The sequence below is a fragment of the Caldimonas tepidiphila genome, assembly GCF_003569765.1.
In the GTDB taxonomy this organism is placed as follows: domain Bacteria; phylum Pseudomonadota; class Gammaproteobacteria; order Burkholderiales; family Burkholderiaceae_C; genus Caldimonas; species Caldimonas tepidiphila.
Genome location: NZ_QXMG01000011.1, coordinates 25,937 through 50,505, shown reverse-complemented (window position 1 = coordinate 50,505; position 24,569 = coordinate 25,937). Strand labels below are relative to the sequence as shown.

At 69.0% G+C, this 24,569-nt stretch carries 21 protein-coding genes and 5 tRNA genes; all 26 read right to left on the bottom strand.

Annotation, left to right across the window (positions count from 1 at the left end; translation table 11 throughout):
- Positions 1–97: 97 nt before the first annotated feature.
- The 26 genes from D3A59_RS10000 to sdhC all read right to left on the bottom strand — a co-directional run bounded on the left by D3A59_RS10000 (position 98) and on the right by sdhC (position 24,476).
- A tRNA-Asp gene (locus tag D3A59_RS10000) sits at positions 98–174 on the bottom strand.
- A gap of 47 nt (positions 175–221) precedes the next feature.
- Positions 222–297, bottom strand: a tRNA-Glu gene (locus tag D3A59_RS09995).
- A gap of 59 nt (positions 298–356) precedes the next feature.
- A tRNA-Asp gene (locus D3A59_RS09990) sits at positions 357–433 on the bottom strand.
- Between the two features lie 49 nt (positions 434–482).
- Positions 483–558 (bottom strand) — tRNA-Glu (locus tag D3A59_RS09985).
- A 35-nt stretch (positions 559–593) separates the two neighbouring features.
- Positions 594–669 (bottom strand) — tRNA-Ala (locus tag D3A59_RS09980).
- Positions 670–765: 96 nt separating this feature from the next.
- Positions 766–2,157 carry a glutamate--tRNA ligase gene (gltX, locus tag D3A59_RS09975; RefSeq protein ID WP_119154778.1) on the bottom strand — a complete coding sequence of 464 codons (1,392 nt, stop codon included), beginning with the start codon at positions 2,155–2,157 and terminating at the stop codon, positions 766–768.
- Positions 2,154–3,401: an O-succinylhomoserine sulfhydrylase gene (locus D3A59_RS09970; protein WP_119154777.1), complete on the bottom strand. Its 1,248-nt coding sequence runs from the start codon at positions 3,399–3,401 to the stop codon at positions 2,154–2,156. Before D3A59_RS09970 ends, gltX begins: the two co-directional genes overlap by 4 nt.
- Before the next feature lie 13 nt (positions 3,402–3,414).
- The gene (gene purF / locus D3A59_RS09965) at positions 3,415–4,932 is read right to left on the bottom strand and encodes an amidophosphoribosyltransferase (protein ID WP_119154776.1); all 1,518 of its coding nucleotides are present in this window, start codon (positions 4,930–4,932) and stop codon (positions 3,415–3,417) included.
- Between the two features lie 86 nt (positions 4,933–5,018).
- A complete protein-coding gene (locus tag D3A59_RS09960; RefSeq protein ID WP_119154775.1) occupies positions 5,019–5,960 on the bottom strand; it encodes an SPOR domain-containing protein in 942 nt (313 codons plus the stop codon).
- A gap of 94 nt (positions 5,961–6,054) precedes the next feature.
- A complete protein-coding gene (gene folC / locus D3A59_RS09955; protein WP_119154774.1) occupies positions 6,055–7,377 on the bottom strand; it encodes a bifunctional tetrahydrofolate synthase/dihydrofolate synthase in 1,323 nt (440 codons plus the stop codon).
- A gap of 114 nt (positions 7,378–7,491) precedes the next feature.
- Entirely contained in the window at positions 7,492–8,364 is an 873-nt protein-coding gene (gene accD, locus D3A59_RS09950) for an acetyl-CoA carboxylase, carboxyltransferase subunit beta (RefSeq protein ID WP_119154773.1), read from the bottom strand.
- Positions 8,361–9,191: a tryptophan synthase subunit alpha gene (gene trpA / locus D3A59_RS09945; RefSeq protein ID WP_119154772.1), complete on the bottom strand. Its 831-nt coding sequence runs from the start codon at positions 9,189–9,191 to the stop codon at positions 8,361–8,363. The genes accD and trpA overlap by 4 nt, the downstream gene beginning before the upstream one ends.
- Positions 9,188–10,450, bottom strand: coding sequence for a tryptophan synthase subunit beta (trpB, locus tag D3A59_RS09940; protein ID WP_119154771.1), 1,263 nt, complete (start codon positions 10,448–10,450; stop codon positions 9,188–9,190). The genes trpA and trpB overlap by 4 nt, the downstream gene beginning before the upstream one ends.
- A 15-nt stretch (positions 10,451–10,465) precedes the next feature.
- Positions 10,466–11,116, bottom strand: a complete 651-nt coding sequence (locus D3A59_RS09935; protein ID WP_119154770.1) for a phosphoribosylanthranilate isomerase — start codon at positions 11,114–11,116, stop codon at positions 10,466–10,468.
- Positions 11,113–11,904 carry a tRNA pseudouridine(38-40) synthase TruA gene (gene truA / locus D3A59_RS09930; RefSeq protein WP_119154769.1) on the bottom strand — a complete coding sequence of 264 codons (792 nt, stop codon included), beginning with the start codon at positions 11,902–11,904 and terminating at the stop codon, positions 11,113–11,115. The genes D3A59_RS09935 and truA overlap by 4 nt, the downstream gene beginning before the upstream one ends.
- 51 nt (positions 11,905–11,955) lie before the next feature.
- Positions 11,956–14,622, bottom strand: coding sequence for a FimV/HubP family polar landmark protein (locus D3A59_RS09925; protein ID WP_336470414.1), 2,667 nt, complete (start codon positions 14,620–14,622; stop codon positions 11,956–11,958).
- Between the two features lie 303 nt (positions 14,623–14,925).
- Positions 14,926–16,068, bottom strand: coding sequence for an aspartate-semialdehyde dehydrogenase (asd, locus tag D3A59_RS09920; RefSeq protein WP_119154768.1), 1,143 nt, complete (start codon positions 16,066–16,068; stop codon positions 14,926–14,928).
- A gap of 95 nt (positions 16,069–16,163) precedes the next feature.
- On the bottom strand, positions 16,164–17,255 hold the full coding sequence (gene leuB, locus D3A59_RS09915; protein ID WP_119154767.1) for a 3-isopropylmalate dehydrogenase: 1,092 nt from the start codon (positions 17,253–17,255) through the stop codon (positions 16,164–16,166).
- 16 nt (positions 17,256–17,271) lie between these two features.
- A complete protein-coding gene (leuD, locus tag D3A59_RS09910; RefSeq protein ID WP_119154766.1) occupies positions 17,272–17,922 on the bottom strand; it encodes a 3-isopropylmalate dehydratase small subunit in 651 nt (216 codons plus the stop codon).
- 11 nt (positions 17,923–17,933) lie between these two features.
- Entirely contained in the window at positions 17,934–19,343 is a 1,410-nt protein-coding gene (gene leuC / locus D3A59_RS09905) for a 3-isopropylmalate dehydratase large subunit (RefSeq protein ID WP_119154765.1), read from the bottom strand.
- 135 nt (positions 19,344–19,478) lie between these two features.
- A complete protein-coding gene (locus D3A59_RS09900; protein ID WP_119154835.1) occupies positions 19,479–20,789 on the bottom strand; it encodes a citrate synthase in 1,311 nt (436 codons plus the stop codon).
- 32 nt (positions 20,790–20,821) lie between these two features.
- Entirely contained in the window at positions 20,822–21,091 is a 270-nt protein-coding gene (locus D3A59_RS09895; protein ID WP_119154764.1) for an FAD assembly factor SdhE, read from the bottom strand.
- 32 nt (positions 21,092–21,123) lie between these two features.
- On the bottom strand, positions 21,124–21,831 hold the full coding sequence (locus D3A59_RS09890) for a succinate dehydrogenase iron-sulfur subunit (protein ID WP_119154763.1): 708 nt from the start codon (positions 21,829–21,831) through the stop codon (positions 21,124–21,126).
- Between the two features lie 21 nt (positions 21,832–21,852).
- The gene (gene sdhA / locus D3A59_RS09885) at positions 21,853–23,661 is read right to left on the bottom strand and encodes a succinate dehydrogenase flavoprotein subunit (RefSeq protein WP_119154762.1); all 1,809 of its coding nucleotides are present in this window, start codon (positions 23,659–23,661) and stop codon (positions 21,853–21,855) included.
- Positions 23,661–24,023 carry a succinate dehydrogenase, hydrophobic membrane anchor protein gene (gene sdhD / locus D3A59_RS09880; RefSeq protein WP_119154761.1) on the bottom strand — a complete coding sequence of 121 codons (363 nt, stop codon included), beginning with the start codon at positions 24,021–24,023 and terminating at the stop codon, positions 23,661–23,663. The genes sdhA and sdhD overlap by 1 nt, the downstream gene beginning before the upstream one ends.
- Before the next feature lie 21 nt (positions 24,024–24,044).
- Complete coding sequence (sdhC, locus tag D3A59_RS09875; RefSeq protein ID WP_119154760.1) at positions 24,045–24,476, bottom strand: succinate dehydrogenase, cytochrome b556 subunit; 432 nt, start codon at positions 24,474–24,476, stop codon at positions 24,045–24,047.
- Between the last annotated feature and the right edge of the window lie 93 nt (positions 24,477–24,569).

Below are 24,569 nucleotides of genomic sequence, written 5' to 3'. Positions count from 1 at the left end.
TGCGCCCGGGAAGAAGAGTGAAGGCGGCGAACCGCCGGATGCGGCGGCACCAATGAAAAAGCCGTTTCACCTTGCGATGAAACGGCTTCTTGCATTTTGGCGGAGTGGACGGGACTCGAACCCGCGACCCCCGGCGTGACAGGCCGGTATTCTAACCGACTGAACTACCACTCCGCGTCGGTGACGACTTTGCCGGATTGCTCCGCAAGTGCCGTCAAACTTGGCGACCCCTAGGGGATTCGAACCCCTGTTACAACCGTGAAAGGGTCGTGTCCTAGGCCTCTAGACGAAGGGGTCTTCAACCTGAAGCCGCATCTTCTTTCGATGAAGCGGCTTGCTCTCACTAAACAAAGAACTGGCGGAGTGGACGGGACTCGAACCCGCGACCCCCGGCGTGACAGGCCGGTATTCTAACCGACTGAACTACCACTCCGCGTCGGTGACGACTTTTCCTGCATTGCTGCAGCAAGTGCCGTCGAACTTGGCGACCCCTAGGGGATTCGAACCCCTGTTACAACCGTGAAAGGGTCGTGTCCTAGGCCTCTAGACGAAGGGGTCTTAATTCTTCGCCACTCTTGAACCGCGCGCTTCGATGGTGGAGGTAAGCGGGATCGAACCGCTGACCTCTTGCATGCCATGCAAGCGCTCTCCCAGCTGAGCTATACCCCCAATCGCATTCAACCGCATCCACTCCGGCGTTGCCGCTTTCGTTTTTGCTTTCGAACACTGCGCTGTTCAAGCGAGAACGCAAGTATATGCTGCTTTTCAGAAACTGCGCAAGCGCCTCTGCACCATATCCCGAGCAAAAAGCTCAAGTACCGCGTCGACCGACGGGGTCTGCGCGCGGCCGCACACCAGCACGCGCAGCGGGATCGCGAGCTGCGGCAGCTTCAGGCCGAACTGCGCGATGGTGTCCTTGATCGCCTGGTTGATCGCGTCGCGCTGCCATTCCGCTGTGGCGAAGCGCTCCGCGAGCGCCTGCAGTGCCGGCTTCACGGCGTCGCTCACGTGCTTGGCAAGGTCCTCGGACGCAGGCTGCACGTCGGTGAAGTACATCGCGAGCCAGTCGGCCAGCTCGACCGTGGTCGAGCAGCGGTCCTTGAACAAGGCGCACATCTTCGCGAGCCGCTCGTCGGCCGGCGCCTCGAGACCGCGGCGCGCGAGCTGCTCGGCCACGAGGCCGGCGAGCACCGCGTCGTCGCACATCTTCATGTGCTGCGAGTTCACCCAGCGCAGCTTGGTCTCGTCGAACTGTCCGGCGCTCTTGCCCAGGTGGTCGAGGTCGAACCACTCGACGAGCTGCTCGCGCGAGAAGATCTCGTCGTCGCCGTGGCTCCAGCCCAGGCGTGCGAGGTAGTTCACCACCGCGTCGGCGAGGAAGCCCTCGTCGCGGTACTGCGTCACGGGCTTGGCGCCGTGACGCTTGCTCATCTTCTCGCCCTGCTCGTTGAGCACGGTGGGCAGGTGCGCGTAGACCGGCGGCTCCTTGCCGAGGGCCCGGAAGATGTGGATCTGGCGCGGCGTGTTGTTGACGTGGTCGTCACCGCGGATCACGTGCGTGATGCCCATGTCGATGTCGTCCACCACCACGCAGAAGTTGTAGGTCGGCGTGCCGTCGGGGCGCGCGATCACGAGGTCGTCGAGCTCGTCCTCGCTGATCTCGATGCGGCCCTTGACCTTGTCGTCCCACACCACCGAGCCGCCCTGCGGGCTCCTGAAGCGGATCACCGGCTTCACGCCCTCGGGGACCGGCGGCAGCGTCTTGCCCGGCTCGGGGCGCCAGGTGCCGTCATAGCGGGGCTTGAGCTTCGCGGCCATCTGGCGCTCGCGCAGCGCGTCGAGCTCCTCGCTCGACATGTAGCAGCGGTAGGCCAGCCCCTGGTCGAGCAGCTCGGCCAGGACCTGCTTGTAGCGGTCCATGCGCTGCATCTGGTAGTACGGCCCCTCGTCGTGGTCGAGGCCGAGCCACTTCATGCCCTCGAGGATCACGTCCACCGCCGCCTGCGACGAACGCTCGAGGTCGGTGTCCTCGATGCGCAGGATGAACACGCCCTGGTTCGCGCGGGCGAAGGCCCAGGGATAGAGCGCGGAGCGGATGTTGCCGAGGTGGATGAAGCCCGTCGGCGACGGGGCGAAGCGGGTGCGGACTTGGCTCATGCGGCAAGGGTGTCCAGGCCCCGGGCGAGGTCGGACTTCAGGTCTTCGATGTGTTCGAGGCCCACCGCCACGCGGATCATGCCCTGCGTGATGCCGGCGGCAAGTCGCTGGTCCTCGGTGAGCCGCCCGTGCGAGGTGCTCGCCGGGTGGGTGATGGTGGTCTTGGTGTCGCCGAGGTTGGCGGTGATCGAGCAGATGCGGGTCGCGTCGATCACGTGGAAGGCATTGGCGCGCGCGGCAGCGGGCCCGCCGGCCTGCGGACTCCTGACGATGAAGGACACGACCGCGCCGCCAACGCCGCCCTGCTGGCGCATCGCGAGCTCGTGCTGCGGATGCGACTTCAGGCCGGGATAGTAGACGCGCTCGATCGCCGGATGCCGCTCCAGCCACTCGGCCAACTCCAGCGCCCGCGCGCTCTGCGCCTGCATGCGGATCGACAGCGTCTCCATGCCCTTGAGGCACACCCAGGCGTTGAAGGCCGACAGCGTCATGCCGGCGCTGCGCATCACCGGGATGAACTTGTCGTTGATCAGCGCCTCGGGCCCGCAGATCGCGCCGGCCACGACGCGACCCTGGCCGTCGAGGTACTTGGTGCCGGAGTGGATGATCAGGTCGGCGCCGAGCTTCGCGGGCTGCTGCAGCGCCGGGGAGCAGAAGCAGTTGTCCACGGCGAGCAGCGCGCCCGCGCCGTGCGCGATGTCGGCCAGCGCCCGGATGTCGCAGGCCTCGGTCAGCGGGTTGCTCGGCGTCTCGGCGAACAGCAGCTTCGTCGTCGGGCGCAGCGCGGCGCGCCACTCCTCGGGATCGGTCTGCGACACGAAGCTCGTCTCGACGCCGAACTTGCCCATCTCGCCGGCAAGCAGCTTGATCGTCGAGCCGAACACGCTGCGCGAGCAGATCACGTGATCGCCGGCCTTCAAGAGCCCCATCGCGAGCAGCAGGATCGCGGCCATGCCGCTGGAGGTCGCGAGGCAGGCCTCGGTGCCCTCGAGCGCGGCGAGCCGCCGCTCGAACATCGTCACCGTCGGGTTCGTGAAGCGGGAGTAGACGAAGGCCTCCTCCTCGTTCGCGAAGCGGCGCGCGGCGGTCGCGGCATCCGGATGCACGAAGCTGCTCGTGAGGAACAGCGCCTCGGAGTTCTCGCCCCAGGGGCTCGGCGGCAGGCCTTCGCGCACCGCGAGCGTGTCCAGCCGCGCGTCGGCGGGCAGTTCGACGCGCGGGAGCTTCTTCTTGTCGTTCGTCATCCGGCGCCTCCGATCACTCGCTGGCGCTCTGCAGCGCGAGGCGGCCGCGGTTGCTCGCCTCCTCCTCGTCGCCTTGCGAGGTGCGCTGCTCGCGCATCGTGTCGAAGTCCTCGGCGCTGACGTCGCCAGTGATGTAGCAACCGTCGAAGCAGGAGGCCTCGAAGCCGGCGACCTGCGGGTTGAGCGCGCCGACCACCTTCTTCATCGCGGCGACGTCCTGGTAGATGAGTGCGTCGGCACCGATGTACTCGCGGATCTCGTCCATCGTGCGGCCGTGCGCGATCAGTTCGTCCTTGGTCGGCATGTCGATGCCGTAGACGTTCGGGTAGCGCACCGGCGGCGCGGCCGAGGCCATGTAGACCTTGCGCGCGCCGGCATCGCGCGCCATCTGCACGATTTCCTTCGACGTGGTGCCGCGCACGATCGAGTCGTCCACGAGCAGCACGTTGCGGCCCTTGAACTCCTGCACGATCGCGTTGAGCTTCTGGCGCACCGATTTCTTGCGCACGCCCTGCCCCGGCATGATGAAGGTGCGGCCGACGTAGCGGTTCTTCACGAAGCCCTCGCGGTAGGGCTTGCCGATCTTCTGCGCGAGCTGCATCGCGGCCGGGCGGCTCGACTCGGGGATCGGGATCACGACGTCGACCTCGTTCGGCGGCATCGTCGAGATCAGGCGCTGCGCGAGCGTCTCGCCCATGTTGAGCCGCGCCTGGTAGACCGACACGCCGTCGATCACCGAGTCGGGGCGCGCGAGATACACGTACTCGAACATGCAGGGCATCAGCGTCGGGTTCTCCGCGCACTGCTCGGCATGCACCTTCCCCTCGAGGTCGATGAAGATCGCCTCGCCGGGCGCGACGTCGCGCACGAAGCGGTGGCCGGTGCCCTCGAGCGCGACCGACTCGCTCGCGACCACCACCTCGCGCCCTTCCGGCAGATCGGCCTCGCCGAAGCACAGAGGACGGATGCCGTAGGGGTCGCGGAAGGCCAGCACGCCGTGGCCGGCGATCAGCGTGATGACCGCGTACGAGCCCTTGATGCGGCGATGCACCGCGCGCACCGCGCGGAAGATCGCCTCGGGGCTCAGCGGCAGGTTGCGCGCCGCGCCCTCGAGCTCGTGCGCGAGCACGTTGAGCAGCACCTCGGAGTCGCTCTCGGTGTTGATGTGGCGCCGGTCGATCTCGAACAGCTCCTGCTTGAGCGCATGCGCGTTGGTCAGGTTGCCGTTGTGCACCAGCACCAGGCCGAAGGGCGCGTTGACGTAGAAGGGCTGCGCTTCTTCTTCGCTGTAGGCGTTGCCCGCGGTCGGGTAGCGCACCTGGCCCAGGCCCACGTTGCCCGGCAGCGCGCGCATGTTTCGGGTGCGGAACACGTCGCGCACCATGCCGCGGGCCTTGTGCATGAAGAACTTGGTGCCGGTCGCGGTGACGATGCCTGCGGCGTCCTGGCCGCGGTGCTGCAGCAGCAGCAGCGCGTCATAGATCAGCTGGTTGACCGGCGCCTGCGAGAGAACGCCAACGATGCCACACATAAAAGTTCACCCTGTCCGTTGCAGTCCGCCCCGGCGAGGGTGCGGGCCGCGATGAGAAGCTGTTGAGCCCCGGAAATCGTCTTCGATCACTGCGGCAGCAGCGCCACCGGCAGACCCGCCGCGCGCAACCGGGCGGCCGCCTGGTCGGCCTCCTCGCGCGACGTGAAGGGACCGACGCGCACGCGGATGCGCCGGCCGTCGGAGGTCTCGACCTCCTGCGTGTAGCTGCGCAGGCCGACGCGCTCGACCTTCTGGCGCGCGTCGCGGGCACTGCCGCCCTCGCTGTAGGCGCCGACCTGCAGCACGAAGCGCCCGGTCTCGGCCACCCGCACCGGCTCGGTGCGTGCAGCCGGCGCCCGCCCCTCGAGCAGGGCCTGGGCCCGTCCGGCCTCCGCCTCCGTGGCACGGGCCGGCGGACGTGCTTCCGGCCGGGGCTCCTCGCGCGCTGCCGGCCTGGGCTCGGGCTTCGGGGCCGGCTTGGGCTCGATCCTGGGCGCCGGCTCCGGCTTCGGAACGGGCTTCGGCTCGGGCCTGGTCTCCGCCCTGAGCTCGGGACGGGATTCGGGTTTCGGCTGCGGCTTGGGCGGCGGTTTCGCGGCCGACGCGGCAGCCGGCGGCGGTTCGGCGGCACCCGCCTCCCGGCGCTCGCGCGGCAGCGGCGGGGTGATCGGCTCGGGCACGTCCACCTCGCGCGTGGCCTCGCCCGCGGATTCGTGGATGAGTGCGGGAGCGGCCGGACCGGCGGCAGCCACCGCCCCGTCCCTGCCGGGCAGGGCCAGCGGCGGCACCGCGTCCTTCTTCGGGATGTGGATCGGCAGGTCCACCGGGATCGGCCGCGGCTGGGTCTCGAACAGCAGAGGGAAGCCGATCACCGCGACGCCGAGCAGCACCACCGCGCCGATCAGCCGGTGCTTCGCTCGCGTGCGGGCGCGCTCGAGCGGCTCGTCGCGGAACGCGGCCGATGCCGCGGCCGGGCTGGTGGCGGCGCCGGCGGCCGGAGTTCGCTTGAGGAAGGAAAGCAGGCCCATGCGTTTGTACGGTCAGTGGCGGCAGCCGCGTTGCCCCGGGCGAGGCGCGCATTGGCCCGGCAGGAATCCGCGGCGCGGCCGGCGCTGAAAGGCCTCAGCCCACATGCGGGGCCGCCAGTCGGGGCACGCCGTCCTTCAGCACGCCGGCGACGGTAAAGAAGGAACCGAAGACGACGATTCTATCAGCCGGGTCCGCGGCGGCGAGGGCGGCCCGCAGGGCCTCCATCGGATCGGCATGGCAGGACGAGGCGACAGGCAGGCCGACGCGCGCGGGCAGGCCCGCGAAGGTCTGCCGCAGTTCCTCGCCGCGCGCGGCGCGCGGCAGCGGCAGGTCGGTGAAGTACCAGGCATCGACCAGCGGCGCGAGGCGCCGCAGCATCGTCCCGGCATCCTTGTCGCGCATCGCACCGAACACCGCATGGGTGCGCGGGTAGAAGCCCATCTGGTCGAGGTTCTGCGCCAGCGTCGCCACCGCATGCGGGTTGTGCGCGACGTCGAGCACCAGCACCGGCTGGCCCGGCACGATCTGGAAGCGCCCGGGCAGCTCGACCAGCGCGAGCCCCTCGCGCACCGCCTGCGCCGGCACCGGCAGCCGGTCGCGCAGCGCCTCGAGCGCGGCGAGCACGCCCGAGGCGTTGAGCAGCTGGTTCGCGCCGCGCAGCGCCGGGTAGCCCAGACCGTTGAAGCGCTTGCTGCGCCCGCCCCAGGACCACTGCTGCCAGGCGCCCGAGGCGCCCTGCTGGGCCGAGTAGTTGAAGTCGCGGCCGAACAGCCACAGGTCGGCGTCGATCTCGCGCGCACGGTCGATCACGCTCTGCGGCGGCACCGGGTCGCTAACGATCGCGGGGCGGCCGGTGCGCATGATGCCGGCCTTCTCGCGCCCGATCGACTCGCGGTCGGGCCCGAGGTAGTCCATGTGGTCGAGGTCGATGCTCGTGATGACCGCGCAGTCCGCGTCGACCACGTTCACCGCGTCGAGCCGCCCGCCCAGCCCCACCTCCAGCACCGCGACGTCGAGCCCGGCCTGCGACAGCAGGCGCAGGATCGCGAGCGTCGTGAACTCGAAGTAGGTCAGCGCCTGCCCTTCGCGCGCGGCCTCGACCGCCTCGAAGTGCGGCAGCAGCGCGTCGGCGGCTACCGGCTCGCCCTGGATGCGGCAGCGCTCCTCGAAGTGCAGCAGGTGCGGCGAGGTGTAGACGCCGACGCGGTAGCCCGCGCGCTGCAGGATCGCGTCCAGCATCGCGCAGGTCGAGCCCTTGCCGTTGGTGCCGCCGACGGTGACGACCGGGATGTCGAAGCGCAGCGCGAGGCGCTGCGCCACCACCTGCACGCGCTCGAGCGTCAGGTCGATCGTGCTCGGGTGCAGCCGCTCGCAGTGCGCGAGCCAGTCGGCCAGGGTCTTCGGGGTCTCGGACATGGGGCGGGATGGTAAGGGCTGGCGGATGGCCTCGGTGCCGCAGGGGCAGCCGAGGCCGGGGCGCAAACGCGAAGGGGGCCGCGCGGGCCCCCGGGGTGCCGATGCGGCGGCCGCTCAGGCGACCGCGTCGGCCGGCAGGCGCTGCAGCATCGCGAGCGAGCGCGCGATCGTGCCGCGCAGCTCGCGCCGGTCCACGATCATGTCGAGCGCGCCCTTCTGCAGCAGGAACTCGCTGCGCTGGAAGCCCTCGGGCAGCTTCTCGCGCACGGTGTTCTCGATCACGCGCGGGCCGGCGAAGCCGATCAGCGCCTTGGGCTCGGCGATCACGATGTCGCCGACAAAGGCGAAGCTCGCCGAGACGCCGCCCATGGTCGGGTCGGTCAGCACGCTGATGTAGGGCAGCTTCGCCTTGGCCAGGCGCGTGAGCGCCGCGTTGGTCTTGGCCATCTGCATCAGCGACAGCAGGCCTTCCTGCATGCGCGCGCCGCCGGTGGCGGTGAAGCAGATGAAGGGCGTCTTCTGCTCGAGCGCGGCCTCGACGCCGCGCACGAAGCGCTCGCCGACCACCGAGCCCATCGAGCCGCCCATGAAGTCGAACTCGAAGCAGGCGGCGACGACCGGCAGGCTGTGCACCGCGCCGCCCATCACGACCAGCGCGTCGGTCTCGCCGGTGGCCTCGAGCGCGTCCTTCAGCCGGTCGGGGTACTTCTTGCTGTCCTTGAACTTCAGCGCATCGACCGGGATCACCTCCTGGCCGATCTCGAAGCGCCCCTCGGCGTCGAGGAACTTGTCGAGCCGCGCGCGCGCGCCGATGCGGTGGTGGTGCGAGCACTTCGGGCAGACGTAGACGTTCTGCTCCAGGTCGGTCTTGTAGAGCACCGTCTCGCAGGACGGGCACTTGATCCAAAGGCCGCCCGGAATCGAGCGGCGCTCGGCCGGGTCGGTCTGCTGGATCTTCGGAGGCAGCAGTTTCTCTAGCCAGCTCATGCGGGGGCTCCTTCAGTCAGGGTGTCGAGGGCGGTGCGGATCTCGGCGATGAAGCCGCGCGCGGCGGCGACGGCGTTCTCGCGCGGCTGCGCTTCCAGCAGTTGCACGAGGCGGGTGCCGATCACGACCGCGTCGGCGACCTCGCCGACCGCGCGTGCGGTGGCCGCGTCGCGGATGCCGAAGCCGACGCCGACCGGCACCTTCACGTGCGCCTTGATGCGCGGCACCGCCGCGGCGACGGCGCCGGTGTCGAGGTGGCCGGCGCCGGTCACGCCCTTCAGGGACACGTAATACACATAGCCGCTCGCGATGCGGCCGACGTCGCGCATGCGCTGCTCCGTCGACGTGGGCGCGAGCAGGAAGATCGGGTCGAGCCCGTGCGCCTGCAGCCGCGCGGCGAACTCCTCGCACTCCTCGGGCGGGTAGTCCACCACCAGCACGCCGTCCACGCCCGCCTCGGCCGCGGCCTTGACGAAGGCGTCGGCGCCGTGCTGCTGGTCGTAGCGCTCGACCGGGTTGGCGTAGCCCATCAGCACGACGGGCGTGTCGGCGTCGCGCTCGCGGAAACGCCGCACGTACTCCAGCACCTGCGGCATGCCGATGCCGCGGGTGAGCGCGCGCTCCGCGGCCTTCTGGATCACCGGGCCGTCGGCCATCGGGTCGGAGAAGGGCACGCCGAGCTCGATCACGTCGGCGCCGGCCTCGGCCATGCCGAGCATCAGCTCGACCGTCAGGTCCGCGGCCGGGTCGCCGGCGGTGATGTAGGGGATCAGCGCCTTGCGGCCGTCGGCGGCCAGTCTTTCGAACGTCGTCGCGATACGGCTCATCGCGTCACCTTCACGGTCGATTCGCCCTTCACGCTCTCTCCTCGGCACGACGGCCGGCAGTAGAAGTCGGCGCCCGACAGGTCGGCGACGGTGCCGATGTCCTTGTCGCCGCGGCCGGACAGGTTCACGAGGATGTGCTGGTCGGGACGCATCGTCTTGGCGAGCTTCATCGCGTAAGCGATGGCATGGCTCGATTCGAGCGCCGGGATGATGCCCTCGGTGCGGCACAGGTAGTGGAAGGCGGCGAGCGCCTCGTCGTCGGTGATGCCGACGTACTCGGCGCGGCCGATGTCCTTCAGGTGCGCGTGCTCCGGGCCGACGCCGGGGTAGTCCAGGCCTGCCGAGACCGAGTGCGTCTCGATGATCTGGCCGTTGGCGTCCTGCAGCAGGTAGGTGCGGTTGCCGTGCAGCACGCCGGGCGAGCCCGCCGACAGGCTCGCGGCGTGCTTGCCGCTGGCAATGCCCTGCCCCGCCGCCTCGACGCCGATCAGGCGCGTGTTCTCGTAGGGGATGTAGGGATAGAAGATGCCCATCGCGTTGCTGCCGCCACCGACACAGGCAACGACCGCGTCGGGCTGGCGACCGGCCATCGCCGGCATCTGCGTGAGGCACTCCTCGCCGATCACGCTCTGGAAGTCGCGCACCATCATCGGGTAGGGGTGCGGGCCGGCCACCGTGCCGATGATGTAGAAGGTGTTCTCGACGTTGGTGACCCAGTCGCGCAGCGCCTCGTTGAGGGCGTCCTTCAGCGTCCTGCTGCCGGACTCCACCGGCACCACCTTGGCGCCGAGCAGGTGCATGCGGTAGACGTTGGGGCTCTGGCGCTTGACGTCCTCGGCACCCATGTAGACCACGCACTCCAGGCCGTAGCGCGCGCAGATGGTGGCGGTCGCGACGCCGTGCTGGCCGGCGCCGGTCTCGGCGATCACGCGGGGCTTGCCCATGCGGCGCGCGAGCAGCGCCTGGCCGATGGTGTTGTTGACCTTGTGCGCGCCGGTGTGGTTGAGGTCCTCGCGCTTGAGGTAGATCTGCGCGCCGCCCATCTCGCGACTGGTGCGCGCGGCGTGGTAGACGGGGCTCGGGCGGCCGACGAAGTGGGCGAGCTCGCTGCGGAACTCGGCCTGGAACGCCGGGTCGTGGCGGCAGTGCTCGTAGGCGGCCTTCAGTTCGTCGAGCGCGTGGATCAGCGTCTCGGCGACGAAGGTGCCGCCGTACGGCCCGAAATGCCCGCGCGGGTCGGGCTGCTGGTAGCTTTGCATGATGGTTGTCCTCTGTCAGGTGCCATGTGCGTCGGCGATGCGGGCATCGGCCTCGCGCACCGCTTCGCAGAACTGGCGCATCGCCTGGGCGTCCTTGATGCCCTTGGCAGCTTCGACGCCCGAGCTCACGTCAACGGCCCAGGGCCGCACCTGCAGAATCCCATCGATCACGTTTGCAGCATGCAACCCACCAGACAAAACGAGCGGACGGGGCACGCCGGAAGGGATGAGCGACCAATCGAATACCTTTCCGCCGCCGCCGTAGCCCTCGACGTGGGCGTCGAGCAGGATGGCGTGGGCGCTGGAAAACCGGGTCGCGAAGTCTAGCAAATCGAAGCCTCTCGCCATGCGGGCCGCCCGCAGGTAGGGCCTTGCGGCGGCGGCGCAGTCCTCGGGCGCCTCGTCGCCGTGGAACTGCAGCAGCAGTCCCGGCAGCGCCTCGCAGGCACGGGCGATGTCGTCGGGCGAGGCATTGACGAACAGGCCCACCGGCTGCACGAAGGGGGGCAGCGCGCGCACGAGTTCCGCCGCCCTGCGCACAGTCACATGGCGCGGGCTCTTCTCGTAGAACACGAGGCCGATCGCGTCGGCCCCGGCCGCCGCTGCGGCCTCCACGTCGGCCTCGCGCGTGAGGCCGCAGATCTTGATACGGGTGCGTTGGTTCATCGATCACCGGGCAGCCACGCGAGCGAGGCCACCTGCTCCGGCAGGCCGAATCCCGCATCGTAGCGGGGGCCGAGGAAATAGAGCCCGTCGGGGGAAAAGGTCGGCGCCGCGAGCCGGCGGTCGCGCGCGGCGAGCACTTCCGCCAGCCACTGCGGCGTCCGGGTGCCGGCGCCGACCGCGATCAGGCAGCCCATCAGGTTGCGCACCATGTGGTGCAGGAAGGCCGAGGCCTCGAACTCGAAGCGCCAGTAGGCGCCGTGACGGGAGATCGCGATCTCCCGCAAGGTCTTGACCGGCGACTTGGCCTGGCACTCCGACGAGCGGAAGGCGCTGAAGTCGTGCTCGCCGATCAGCAGCGCGGCGGCGTCGCGCATCGCCTCGCCGTCGAGCGGGCGGAACACCCAGCCGACCGAGCCGGCCTCGAGCGCCGGACGCACCGGCGACTCGAGCACGATGTACGCGTAGCGGCGACCGAGCGCGGCATTGCGCGCATGGAAACTGTCCGGCACGGGCCGGCACCACTGCACCGAGATGTCGGGCGGCAGGTAGGTGTTGGGGCCGCGCACCCATGAGAAGGGTTCGCGCTGCACTCCTGTGTCGAAATGCACCACCTGGTTGAGGCCGTGCACGCCGGCATCGGTGCGTCCGGCGCAGATCGTGCGCACCGGCTCGCCGGCGATGCGCGCGAGCGCCGCCTCCAGGTGGTCCTGCACGGTGCGGCCCTGCGGCTGGCTCTGCCAGCCGGCGTACTGGGTGCCGCGATAGGTGACGCCGAGCGCAATCCTCAAGAACGCCCTTCTCGCATCAGCCCGCCGCCCGCACGTCCGCTCGCCGCGGCCTCAAGCCATCTCATCCAGCAAGCCCTGCGCCTTGGCCTTGAGCGGCCCCTGCGCATGCGCCGCGACCTCCCGCAGCAGCTCGCGCGCGCCCTCGTAGTCGCCGATCTGCATGAACTCGTCGGCCAGCTCGAACTTGCGCGCCAGCGGATCGCCCCCCTCCTCGTCCCCCGTCATCATGTCGAGGCCGTCGAGCGTGTCGAGCGACCCCAGCTCCGAAGGCGAGGCGGCGGCAGGCGCGGACCCGGAGGCCGGCATGTCGAAGTCCAGCGTCAGCCCGCCGAGGTCGAACTCGAGGGGCGTGTCGCCGGCCGGGGCCGGAGCGGGTGCCGGGGCAGCGGCGACGGGCGCAGCTGCGGGCGCCGGGGCGGCCGCGGGAGGCGGAGCGGCAGGCAGGTCCTCGGAAAGATCGAAGGACAGGCCTTCCAGCTCCATCGACGTGTCCGCCACGGCCGGTGCCGGCACCGCGGGCGCAGGCTGCGGCGGCAGGTCGAGGGACGCGAATTCCGGCAGCACCGGACCACCGGACGGCAGCGGGCGCGTTGCCTCGAGGTTGAACGCGTCGCCCATCGCGGCCGGCGCATCGAGCGGCTCGCTCAGGTCGAGGTCGAGGTCCGGGTTGCCCGCCACCTGGGCGGCAAGCGGTGCTGCGGAAACCGCGGCTGCGGCCGCAACGGGGGCGACGGCAGGAATCTCCGGAACGGCGACGGACTCGAAAGCCGGCTCCCGCGGCGCCGTCCTGGCGTCGGTCTGGTAGAGGGGATTGTTCGGGTCGATGCTGCGGCCGAGTTCGCAGGCCTTGGCCCAGTCCTCGCCCTCCCCGCCGGTCACGCTGCGGAGCTGGGTCGCGAGCACCTCGAAGCCGCGGGTGTCGCGGCGCTTGGCGTAGACCTCCAGCATCTTCAGTCGGATCGCCAGGCGGTCCGGGTCGGTGCGCATCGCCTCCTTCAGGATCTCCTCGGCCTGCAGGTCGCGACCGTAGGCGAGGTAGACATCCGCTTCGGCCACCGGATCGACATCGCCGATCGCGTCGATCTGGCTGAGCGAATAGGACAAGGAGGGCGACGGCGGGGTGCTCGAGGTGTCGACGCGGCCGCCGCCGGTCGCGCCGAAGAAGGAATCGGGCTGCAGCCGGCTCTCGAGGAAGGAGGTCTCGGCGCTGTCCTTGGTCTTGCGGCGCGAACGGGCGAAGCGGTAGGCACCCAGGCCGCCGAGCAGCACCACCAGCCCTGCCGCCACCGGCAGCACCATCGGGTCCTCCATCAGCAGGTCGAAGGCGCTCGGCTCGTCGGCCGCCGCTTCGGCTTGCGGTGCCGGAGGCGTTTCCTGGCCTGCCCGGGCGCCGCCGGGATTCGAGGACTCGAGCTTCGACGGAGCGGCCGAGGCAAGGGCCGAGGCAGCCGGCATTGCCGCGACCGCGGATGCGGGAGCGGAGGCAGGCTCGGCGGCCGGGACGGCCAGCGGGACCGGCAGCCCCAGCGAGGGCCCGGAAGCCGGTGCCGAGGCCGCGGGAGCCGCCGGCGCACCGGCCGGCGCCTGCAGGCGCTTGAGTTCTTCGATGTTGCGCGACAGCTCGGCGACGCGGGTGCCGGCCTCCTGCTGCTCGCGCTGCTTCGCGATGCCCTCCTCGGGGGCCGGGGCGCCGGAACGCTCCGCCTTCAAGGCCCCCTTGCTCAGCGTCAGGCGGTCCGTGGTCGGCGCTGCGGCGCTCTTGCGGTCCTCGACCGCCGCCTCGACGCGGCCCGAGGACTGGCGTCCCGACTCGTCGGCCGCCCCGCCGGCCGCGGCAGCGGCGACACGCTGGCGGTAGGCATCGAAATCGGCGCTCTGCGCCCGGATGAGACGCCGCGCCTCGCCGACGGTGACTGCCTGGGCCTGCTCGGCTTGCGGCACCGTCAGCACCGAGCCGGCCTTGAGCCGGTTCATGTTGTCGCCGGCGAAGGCTTGCGGATTGGCGCGGTAGAGCGACACGACTATCTGGTCGAGCGAGACGCCGGGCTGCTGCACGCGACCTGCGATGCGCGTCAACGAGTCTCCCGGGCGCACTGCCACCCGCTCGGCAGCGGCCGACTCGTTTGCCGGCGCCGGGGAGGCGGCGCGGCCTGCGGCCTCGGCGCGCCGGGGGGCGGTCTCGGCATGCCGGCCCGCCGGATCGGCGGCCGGCGAGGCCGGCTGGGACGCCGCGGCGGGTTGCTGCTGGGCGATCACCGGCGCCGTGAGCGGCTGCGGCGCGAGCGGGGCCGGACTGGCGGGCGGGTCGAACAGCAGCGTGTAATCGCGCACCAGCCGGCCGCTGGCCCAGGACAGCTCGAGGATCAGGTCGACGAAGGGCTCCTGCACGGCGCGATCGCTGCGGATGCGCAGGTAGGAGCGTCCATCGGGTCGCTTGTGCAGGGAGACTTGCGCCGCGGGAAGCGCGGCGTTGTATTCAGCGCCCGCCGCGCGGTAGGCATCGGGCGGGGCGACGCGTGCGCGCAGGCTCGCCGCCTCCTCCGGGGAGATGCTCGTGACGTCGATTTCCGCCCGCAGTCCCTCGCCCAGGGCCGATTGAACCGAGAGACGACCGAGGCCGAGAGCGAAGGCATCGCCCATCGACATGGACAGAGCGGCAGCGGCCACGCACGACAGCACGAAACGGCCGGCCGTGGTGGTTTGATCGTTCCTTTTCAAGGTGTCTCCCAGAGAGGCGACCGGACCGCGACATCAGGCCCGGCGTGATGAGGATGGGCCGCACCCGCCCCCAGTGTAAAAACCTGAAAAAACAATAACATCAGGCAGATAGGCTGACAAGCTCAAGTGCCGCCTGAGTTCGCGGAAGCCGCGCGCCGCCGTGACGCAAAGCGGAATACCGTGAAAAGGACAACGGCCGGCACGAGATTTCGCCAAGTCGGGAATCGGCGACGGTCCGGCATTGTCGACCGCGGAAACCCTTCCGCAGCCGACATGGATCACAAGATCCTCACTTGCTTTGCATCAGGCCTCGAGCAGGATACGCAGCATGCGGCGCAGCGGCTCGGCCGCGCCCCACAGCAGCTGGTCGCCGATCGTGAAGGCGCCGAGGTACTCGGGGCCCATCGCCAGCTTGCGCAGGCGGCCGACGGGGATCGTCAGCGTGCCGGTCACCGCCACCGGCGTCAGGTCGCGGATGGTCGCCTCGCGGGTGTTGGGCACCAGCTTCACCCAGTCGTTGTCGGTGGCGATCATCTGCTCGATGTCGGCCAGCGGCACGTCCTTCTTCAGCTTGAACATCAGCGCCTGGCTGTGGCAGCGCATCGCGCCGATGCGCACGCAGAAGCCGTCCACCGGCACGGCCGGCGTGCCGAAGCCCTCGCCCTGGCCAAGGATCTTGTTGGTCTCGGCGCCGCCCTTCCACTCCTCGCGGCTCACGCCGTTGCCGAGGTCCTTGTCGATCCAGGGGATCAGCGAGCCGCCCAGCGGCACGCCGAAGTTGGCGGTCTCGGCCTCGCTCATCGCGCGCTGGCGGGCGACGATGCGGCGGTCGATCTCGAGGATCGCGCTCTTGGGGTCGTCGAGCAGCGGGCGCACCTCGGCGTTGAGCGTGCCGTACTGCGTCAGCAGCTCGCGCATGTGCTGCGCGCCGCCGCCCGAGGCCGCCTGGTAGGTCTGGGTGGACATCCACTCGACCAGCCCCGCCTTGTACAGCGCGCCCACGCCCATCAGCATGCAGCTGACCGTGCAGTTGCCGCCGATCCAGTCCTTGCCGCCCGAGGACAGCGCGTTCTTGATCACCGGCATGTTGACCGGGTCGAGCACGATGACGGACTCGTCCTTCATGCGCAGCGTCGACGCGGCGTCGATCCAGTGGCCAGTCCAGCCCGCGGCGCGCAGCTTCGGGTAGACCTCGGTGGTGTAGTCGCCACCCTGCGCGGTCAGGATCACCTCGCAGCGCTTCAGGGCCTCGATGTCGTAGGCGTCCTTCAGCGTCTTCTCGTTCTTCGCCTGCGCGGGCGCGGCGCCGCCGGCGTTGCTGGTGCTGAAGAACACCGGCTCGATCAGCGCGAAGTCGTTTTCCTGGGTCATGCGGTCCATCAGGACCGAGCCAACCATGCCGCGCCAGCCGACGAGGCCGACCAGGGGAGTGTGGGCGAGTGCCATGTCAATTCACCTTTTTCAGTCGATCTCCGGACCCTGAGCCTTCCCGGCTCGTTCGCCGGGTCCGGAAGGGGTGTGGGCGAGACGAACCGAGAGCGTCAGCTCTTGGTAATCGTTTTGCCGGTGATCGCCGCGACGACGGCATCGCCCATCTCGCGGGTGCCCACCTTGATCGTGCCCTCGGACCAGATGTCGGCGGTGCGCAGACCGGCCGACAGCACCGCCTTCACCGCGGACTCGATCCGGTCGGCGGCTTCGGGCTGGTTGAGGGAGAAGCGGAGCATCATGGCAGCGGACAGGATTGTAGCGAGCGGATTGGCCACCCCCTGCCCCGCGATGTCAGGCGCACTGCCGTGGCTGGGCTCGTAGAGGCCCTGGCCCTTCGCGTTCAGCGACGCGGAAGGCAGCATGCCGATCGAGCCGGTCAGCATCGCGGCCTCGTCGGACAGGATGTCGCCGAACATGTTGCCAGTGAAGAGCACGTCGAACTTCTTGGGCGCCTTGACGAGCTGCATCGCGGCGTTGTCCACGTACATGTGCTCGAGCTCGACGTCCGGGTACTCCTTGTGGACTTCCGTCACGACGTCCTTCCAGAACTGGAAGGTCTCGAGCACGTTGGCCTTGTCCACGCTCGTGACCTTCTTTCCGCGCTTGCGCGCGGCCTGGAAGGCGACGTGGGCGATGCGCTCGATCTCGGGGCGGCTGTAGCGCATCGTGTCGAAGGCCTCTTCCGCGCCGGGGAAGTGGCCGTCCACCGCGGTGCGGCGGCCGCGCGGCTGGCCGAAGTAGATGTCGCCGGTCAGCTCGCGGATGATCAGGATGTCCAGGCCTGCGACCAGCTCGGGCTTGAGGCTCGAGGCGTGCGTGAGCTGCTCGTAGCAGATCGCCGGGCGGAAGTTGGCAAAGAGGCCCATGTGCTTGCGCAGGCCCAGGATCGCCTGCTCGGGGCGCAGCGCGCGCTCGAGCTTGTCGTACTTCCAGTCACCGACGGCGCCGAACAGCACCGCGTCAGAGTCCATCGCGAGCCGGAGCGTCGCCTCAGGCAGCGGGTGGCCGGCCGCCTCGTAGGCAGCGCCGCCCACCGGTGCGGTCTCCATCTCGAAGGACAGGTCCAGCACCTGCAGCACCTTCACCGCCTCGGCGACGATCTCGGTGCCGATGCCGTCACCCGGCAGGATTGCGATCTTCATGTTCTTGTCTCCGGGGTCAGCCGACCAGGCGGTTGTTCAGCCAGGGCTTGGTCGCGAGGCGCTCGGCCTCATAGGCGCGGATCTTGTCGGCGTGGCGCAGCGTCAGGCCGATGTCGTCGAAGCCGTTGAGCAGGCAGTACTTGCGGAAGGGCTGCACGTCGAAGCCGAGCTCGGCGCCGTCGGGCTTGCGCACCACCTGGCGCTCCAGGTCCACGGTCAGCTCGTAGCCGGGGAAGGCGAACACCTCGTCGAACAGCTTCGCGACCTCGTGCTCGGGCAGCTGGATCGGCAGCAGCCCGTTCTTGAAGCAGTTGTTGAAGAAGATGTCGGCGAAGCTCGGCGCGATCAGCGCGCGAAAGCCGTACTGCTGGATCGCCCAGGGCGCGTGCTCGCGGCTCGAGCCGCAGCCGAAGTTCTTGCGCGCGAGCAGGATCGAGGCGCCCGCATAGCGGGGCTGGTTCAGCACGAAGTCCGGGTTCGGCTTGCGGCTGGCGGGGTCCTGGCCCGGCTCGCCGGCGTCCAGGTAGCGCCACTCGTCGAACAGGTTCGGGCCGAAGCCGCTGCGCTTGATCGACTTCAGGAACTGCTTCGGGATGATCGCGTCGGTGTCGACGTTCTCGCGGTCCATCGGGGCCACCAGCCCCTTGTGCACGGTGAATTTGTCCATGGCGGCTCCTTTCAGGCGATGCGGCGCACGTCGACGAAATGGCCCTCGATCGCCGCGGCGGCGGCCATCGCGGGGCTCACCAGGTGCGTGCGGCCGCCCGCGCCTTGCCGGCCCTCGAAGTTGCGGTTGCTGGTCGAGGCGCAGCGCTCGCCCGGCTCGAGCCGGTCGGCGTTCATCGCCAGGCACATCGAGCAGCCGGGCTCGCGCCACTCGAAGCCGGCGGCGCGGAAGACCTGGTCGAGCCCCTCGGCCTCGGCCTGCGCCTTCACGAGGCCCGAGCCGGGCACCACCATCGCGAGCTTGACGTTCGGCGCCACGCGCCCGCCCAGCCGCCGCACCACGGCCGCGGCCTCGCGGATGTCCTCGATGCGCGAGTTCGTGCACGAGCCGATGAAGACCTTGTCGATGCGGATGTCGGCCAGCGGCTTGTTCGGCTCGAGCGCCATGTACTGCAGCGCGCGCTCCATCGCGCCGCGGCGGCCCGCGTCCTTCTCCTTGTCGGGATCGGGCACGCGGTCGTCGATCGACAGCACCATCTCGGGCGAGGTGCCCCAGGTGACCTGCGGCTTGATCTGCGCCGCATCGAGCTCGACCACCGCGTCCCACTGCGCGTCCGGGTCCGAGTGCAGCGTGCGCCAGTAGGCGACGGCCTGCTCCCACTCGACGCCGGTGGGCGTGAAGGGGCGGCCGCGCACGTAGCTGATCGTCGTGTCGTCCACCGCGACCAGGCCCGCGCGCGCGCCCGCCTCGATCGCCATGTTGCACACCGTCATGCGGCCTTCCATGCTGAGCGCGCGGATCGCGCTGCCGCCGAACTCGATCGTGTAGCCGGTGCCGCCGGCGGTGCCGATGCGGCCGATGATCGCCAGCACGATGTCCTTGGCGCTGCAGCCGCGGGCCAGCTGCCCCTCGACGCGCACCAGCATGTTCTTGGCCTTCTTGGCCAGCAGCGTCTGCGTGGCGAGCACATGCTCGACTTCGCTCGTGCCGATGCCGTGGGCGAGCGCGCCGAAGGCGCCGTGCGTCGAGGTGTGCGAGTCGCCGCACACCACCGTCATGCCCGGCAGCGTCGCGCCCTGCTCGGGGCCGATCACGTGCACGATGCCCTGGCGGCGGTCGTTCATCTTGAACTGCGTGATGCCGAAGCGGTCGCAGTTGCGGTCCAGCGTGTCGACCTGCAGGCGCGAGACCGGGTCGGCGATGCCCTGGCTGCGGTCGGTGGTCGGCACGTTGTGGTCGCTCACCGCCAGGTTGGCCGACAGGCGCCAGACCTTGCGGCCGGCCAGGTCCAGACCCTCGAACGCCTGGGGGCTGGTGACCTCGTGCACCAGGTGGCGGTCGATGTAGAGGACGGCGGTGCCGTCTTCCTCGGCGTGGACGACATGCTCGTCCCAGATCTTGTCGTAGAGGGTGCGTCCCATGGCTGCTCGTGCTGGCGGGAATTGGCGGAACCCGCGATTTTAGAGGCCCGCAAATAACAAACCCCGGCGCAAGGGCCGGGGCGGGTGCCGAAAACGGGTCGGGACGAGGCCTTTCGGCCCCGTCGCGCCCGGAAATCAGCGCTGGCCGATCGGCTGGACGTCGCGCTTCTGCGCGCCGACGTAGAGCTGGCGCGGGCGGCCGATCTTGTACTCGGGGTCGCCGATCATCTCGTTGAGCTGGGCGATCCAGCCAACGGTGCGCGCCAGCGCGAAGATCGCGGTGAACAGGCTGACCGGGATGCCGATCGCGCGCTGCACGATGCCGGAGTAGAAGTCGACGTTCGGGTAGAGCTTGCGGGAGACGAAGTACTCGTCTTCCAGCGCGATCTTCTCGAGCTCCATCGCCAGCTTGAACAGCGGGTCGTTCTGCAGGCCCAGCTCGTTGAGCACCTCGTGGCAGGTCTCGCGCATCAGCTTGGCGCGCGGGTCGTAGTTCTTGTAGACGCGGTGGCCGAAGCCCATCAGCTTCACGCCCGAGTTCTTGTCCTTGACCTTGCTGATGAACTCGCCGATCTTCGCGACGCCGCCCATCTGCTGGATCTCCTCCAGCATGTTCAGGCAGGCCTCGTTGGCGCCGCCGTGCGCCGGGCCCCACAGGCAGGCCACGCCCGCGGCGATCGCCGCGAACGGGTTGGTGCCCGACGAGCCGCACAGGCGCACCGTGGAGGTGGACGCGTTCTGCTCGTGGTCCGCGTGCAGGATGAAGATGCGGTCCATCGCGCGCACCAGCACGTCGTTCGGGACGTACTCCTCGCACGGCGTGGCGAACATCATGCGCATGAAGTTGCCGGCGTAGGACAGGTCGTTCTTCGGGTAGATGTAGGGCTGGCCGACCGAGTACTTGTAGGCCATCGCCACGAGCGTCGGCATCTTCGCGATCAGGCGGATCGCGGCGATCTCGCGGTGCTCGGGATTGTTGATGTCGGTGCTGTCGTGATAGAAGGCCGACAGCGCGCCGACGAGGCCCGTCATCACCGCCATCGGGTGCGCGTCACGACGGAAGCCGCGCAGGAAGAACTGCATCTGCTCGTTGACCATCGTGTGCTTGGTCACGCGGCCGGTGAAGGCAGCCTTCTGCTCCTCGTTGGGCAGCTCTCCGTACAGCAGCAGGTAGCAGGTCTCGAGGAAGTCGCAGTTCACCGCGAGCTGCTCGATCGGGTAGCCGCGGTACAGCAGCTCGCCCTTGTCGCCGTCGATGTAGGTGATGGTCGAGTTGCACGAGGAGGTCGACAGGAAGCCCGGGTCGTAGGTGAACTTGCCGGTCTGGGCGTAGAGCTTGCGGATGTCAAGCACATCCGGGCCGATCGTGCCCTTGTAGATCGGCAGGTCCATGCTGGGGCTGCCGTCCGAGAAGGACAGGGTGGCTTTCACGTCTGACGGGATCATGGTCATGGCATTTCCTCGTTTCTCGAAAATCTTTACGCCGGCTGGCGCATCAGTGCGAGCACTTCACGTACATCGGGGCGATCGAGATCGCCCTCGGGCTCCTTGCGCGCCAGCAGCAGGTCGAGCAGGTCGTTGTCCGACAGGTCCATCAGAGCCTGCAGTCCTTCGGCCAGGCGCACCGTCAGCCTGCCTTCGTGCCGGGCGAAGAAACGCTCGATGAACAGGTCGTTCTCGAGCAGGCCGCGCCGGCAGCGCCAGCGCAGCTTGCTCAGTGCGCGCTCATCCAGGAGAGTGTCCATCATCGGCCTTGCAGCGGGCTGAACGGTGGGGACGGTCACACCGCGCGGCGGACCATCAGTTCCTTGATCTTGCCGATCGCCTTCGTGGGGTTCAGCCCCTTGGGGCAGACGTCCACGCAGTTCATGATCGTGTGGCAGCGGAACAGGCGGTACGGGTCTTCCAGGTTGTCCAGCCGCTCTGCGGTGCCCTGGTCGCGGCTGTCGGCGATGAAGCGGTAGGCCTGCAGCAGGCCGGCCGGGCCGACGAACTTGTCCGGGTTCCACCAGAAGCTCGGGCAGCTCGTCGAGCAGCTCGCGCACAGGATGCACTCGTACAGGCCGTTGAGCTCGTCGCGCTCCTCGGGCGTCTGCAGCCGCTCCTTGTCGGGCAGCGGCGTGTCGTTGACGAGGTAGGGCTTGATCGAGTGGTACTGCTTGAAGAACTGCGTCATGTCCACGATCAGGTCGCGGATCACGGGCAGGCCCGGCAGCGGCTTGAGCACGACGACGCCCGGCAGCTCGCGCATGTTGGTCAGGCACGCGAGGCCGTTCTTGCCGTTGATGTTCATCGCGTCCGAGCCGCACACGCCTTCGCGGCAGGAGCGGCGGAAGGACAGCGTCGGGTCGACGGCCTTGAGCTTGACCAGCGCGTCGAGCAGCATGCGCTCGTTGCCGTCGAGCTCGACCTCGATCGTCTGCATGTAGGGCCGCGCGTCCTTGTCGGGGTCGTAGCGGTAGATCTGGAAAGTGCGCTTCTGAGCCATGTGTTTCTCCTCGGGGCGCTCTTAGAAGGTACGAACCTTGGGCGGCACGGATTCGACCGTCAGCGGCTTCAGGTTCACCGGCTTGTACGACAGGGAGTTGGTGGCACTGTCCCAGAGGGTGTGCTTCATCCATTCCTTGTCGTTGCGGCCGAGCGGGAATTCCTTGTCGTCGGCGCCGCGCTCGTAGTCCTTGACGGTGTGCGCGCCACGGCATTCCTTGCGCGCGGCGGCCGAGGTCATCGTCGCCTGCGCGGCTTCCATCAGGTTGTCGACTTCCAGCGCCTCGATGCGGGCGGTGTTGAAGACCTTGGACTTGTCCTTGAGCGCGATGTTGCCCACGCGCTCGCGGATGGCGTTGATCTTAACCACGCCCTCGTCCATCACCTTCTGGGTGCGGAACACACCCGCGTGGGCCTGCATGGTCTTGCGGATGTCGTTGGCGATGTCCTGCGAGTACTCGCCGGAGCTGTTGCCGTCCAGGCGGGCCAGGCGCGCCAGCGAGAAGTCGGCGGCGTCCTTGGGCAGCGGCTTGTGCGACTTCGGCTCGGCCTTGATCGCGTCGACGATGTGGTTGCCCGCGGCGCGGCCGAACACCAGCAGGTCGAGCAGCGAGTTGGTGCCGAGGCGGTTGGCGCCGTGCACGCTGACGCAGGAGCACTCGCCCACCGCGTACAGGCCGTTGATGACGCTGTTGTGGATGCCGTTCTTCGGCACCACCACCTGGCCGTTGATGTTGGTCGGGATGCCGCCCATCTGGTAGTGGATGGTCGGCACCACGGGGATCGGCTCCTTCGTGATGTCGACGTTGGCGAAGTTGTGGCCGATCTCGAACACCGAGGGCAGGCGCTTCATGATGGTCTCGGCACCGAGGTGCGTCATGTCGAGCACCACGTAGTCCTTGTTCGGACCGCAGCCGCGACCTTCCTTGATCTCCTGGTCCATGCAGCGCGAGACGAAGTCGCGCGGCGCCAGATCCTTCAGGGTCGGGGCGTAGCGCTCCATGAAGCGCTCGCCGTTGATGTTGCGCAGGATCGCGCCCTCGCCGCGGCAGCCCTCGGTCAGCAGCACGCCCGCACCGGCAACGCCCGTGGGGTGGAACTGCCAGAACTCCATGTCCTGCAGCGGGATGTTGGCGCGCGCCGCCATGCCGAGGCCGTCGCCGGTGTTGATGAAGGCGTTGGTCGAGGCGGCGTAGATGCGGCCGGCACCACCGGTCGCGAACAGCGTGCACTTGGCCTCGAGGATGTGGACCTCGCCGGTCTCCATCTCGAGCGCGGTCACGCCCAGCACGTCGCCGTCGGCGTCGCGGATCAGGTCGAGCGCCATCCACTCGACGAAGAACTGCGTGCGCGCCTTGACGTTCTGCTGATACAGCGTGTGCAGCATCGCGTGGCCGGTGCGGTCGGCGGCGGCGCAGGCGCGCTGCACGGGCTTTTCGCCGTAGTTCGCGGTGTGGCCGCCGAAGGGGCGCTGGTAGATCGTGCCGTCCGGGTTGCGGTCGAAGGGCATGCCGAAGTGCTCGAGCTCGTAAACGACCTTCGGCGCCTCGCGGCACATGAACTCGATCGCGTCCTGGTCGCCGAGCCAGTCGGAACCCTTGACGGTGTCGTAGAAGTGGTAGTGCCAGTTGTCCTCGGACATGTTGCCGAGCGAGGCGCCGATGCCGCCCTGGGCCGCCACGGTGTGCGAGCGGGTCGGGAAGACCTTGGTCAGCACCGCGACGTTCAGGCCGGCGCGGGCCAGTTGCAGCGAGGCGCGCATGCCGGAGCCGCCGGCACCGACGATGACGACGTCAAACTTGCGCCGGGGAAGAGAAGTACCGACCACCATTACAGCCTCCAGAGCACTTGGACCGCCCAGCCGGCACAGCCGACCAGCCACACGATCGTGAACACCTGCAGCAGCAGCTTCACGCCCACCGGCTGCACATAATCCATCCAGACGTCACGCATGCCGACCCACACGTGGTAGAGCAGCGCGACGATCGTCACGAAGGTCAGCACCTTCATCCACTGCTGCGAGAAGATGCCCGCCCAGCGGTCGTAGCCCAGCTCGCCGGGCATCAGCACCTGCGCCAGCAGCAGCACCGTGAACAGCGCCATCAGGCCGGCCGTGACGCGCTGGGCCAGCCAGTCGCGCAGACCGTAGTGCGCGCCCACCACCAGGCGCTTGGAACCGTAGTTCTTGCTCATCGTGGAACTCGCTTGTAATTTTTAGTAAAGACCGAACAGCTTCGCGCCGAGCACCACCGTCAGGCCGATGCTGAGCGCCAGCGTCGCGAGCGCGGAGGTCCGGCCCTGCTGCTTCGACACGGAGTGCGACACGTCCATCCACAGGTGGCGCAGGCCGGCGATGAAGTGGTGCAGGTAGGCCCAGATCAGCGCCAGCACCACCAGCTTGATGAGGGCGCCCGGCACAAACCCTAGGCCCGCGCTGAACGCACTCGTGAAATCATCGAAGGACATCTCCGACGACACGCTCTTGTCGAACATCCAGATGATGAACGGCATGAGCAGGAACATCACCACGCCGCTGATGCGGTGCAGGATGGAGACGATGCCCGCCGGCGGCAGCCGGTACGACGGCAGGTCCTTCAGCGCGTTGATGTTGCGGAAGACTGGTCTTTGCTTTGCGATCTCTGGCATACCCGACCTTTGTAACGACAGTGAAACCTGACTATTTTATTGCAACGCAATAGCACGCACTGCCGACCCTGGCTGTCCGCCGCAGCGGACAGC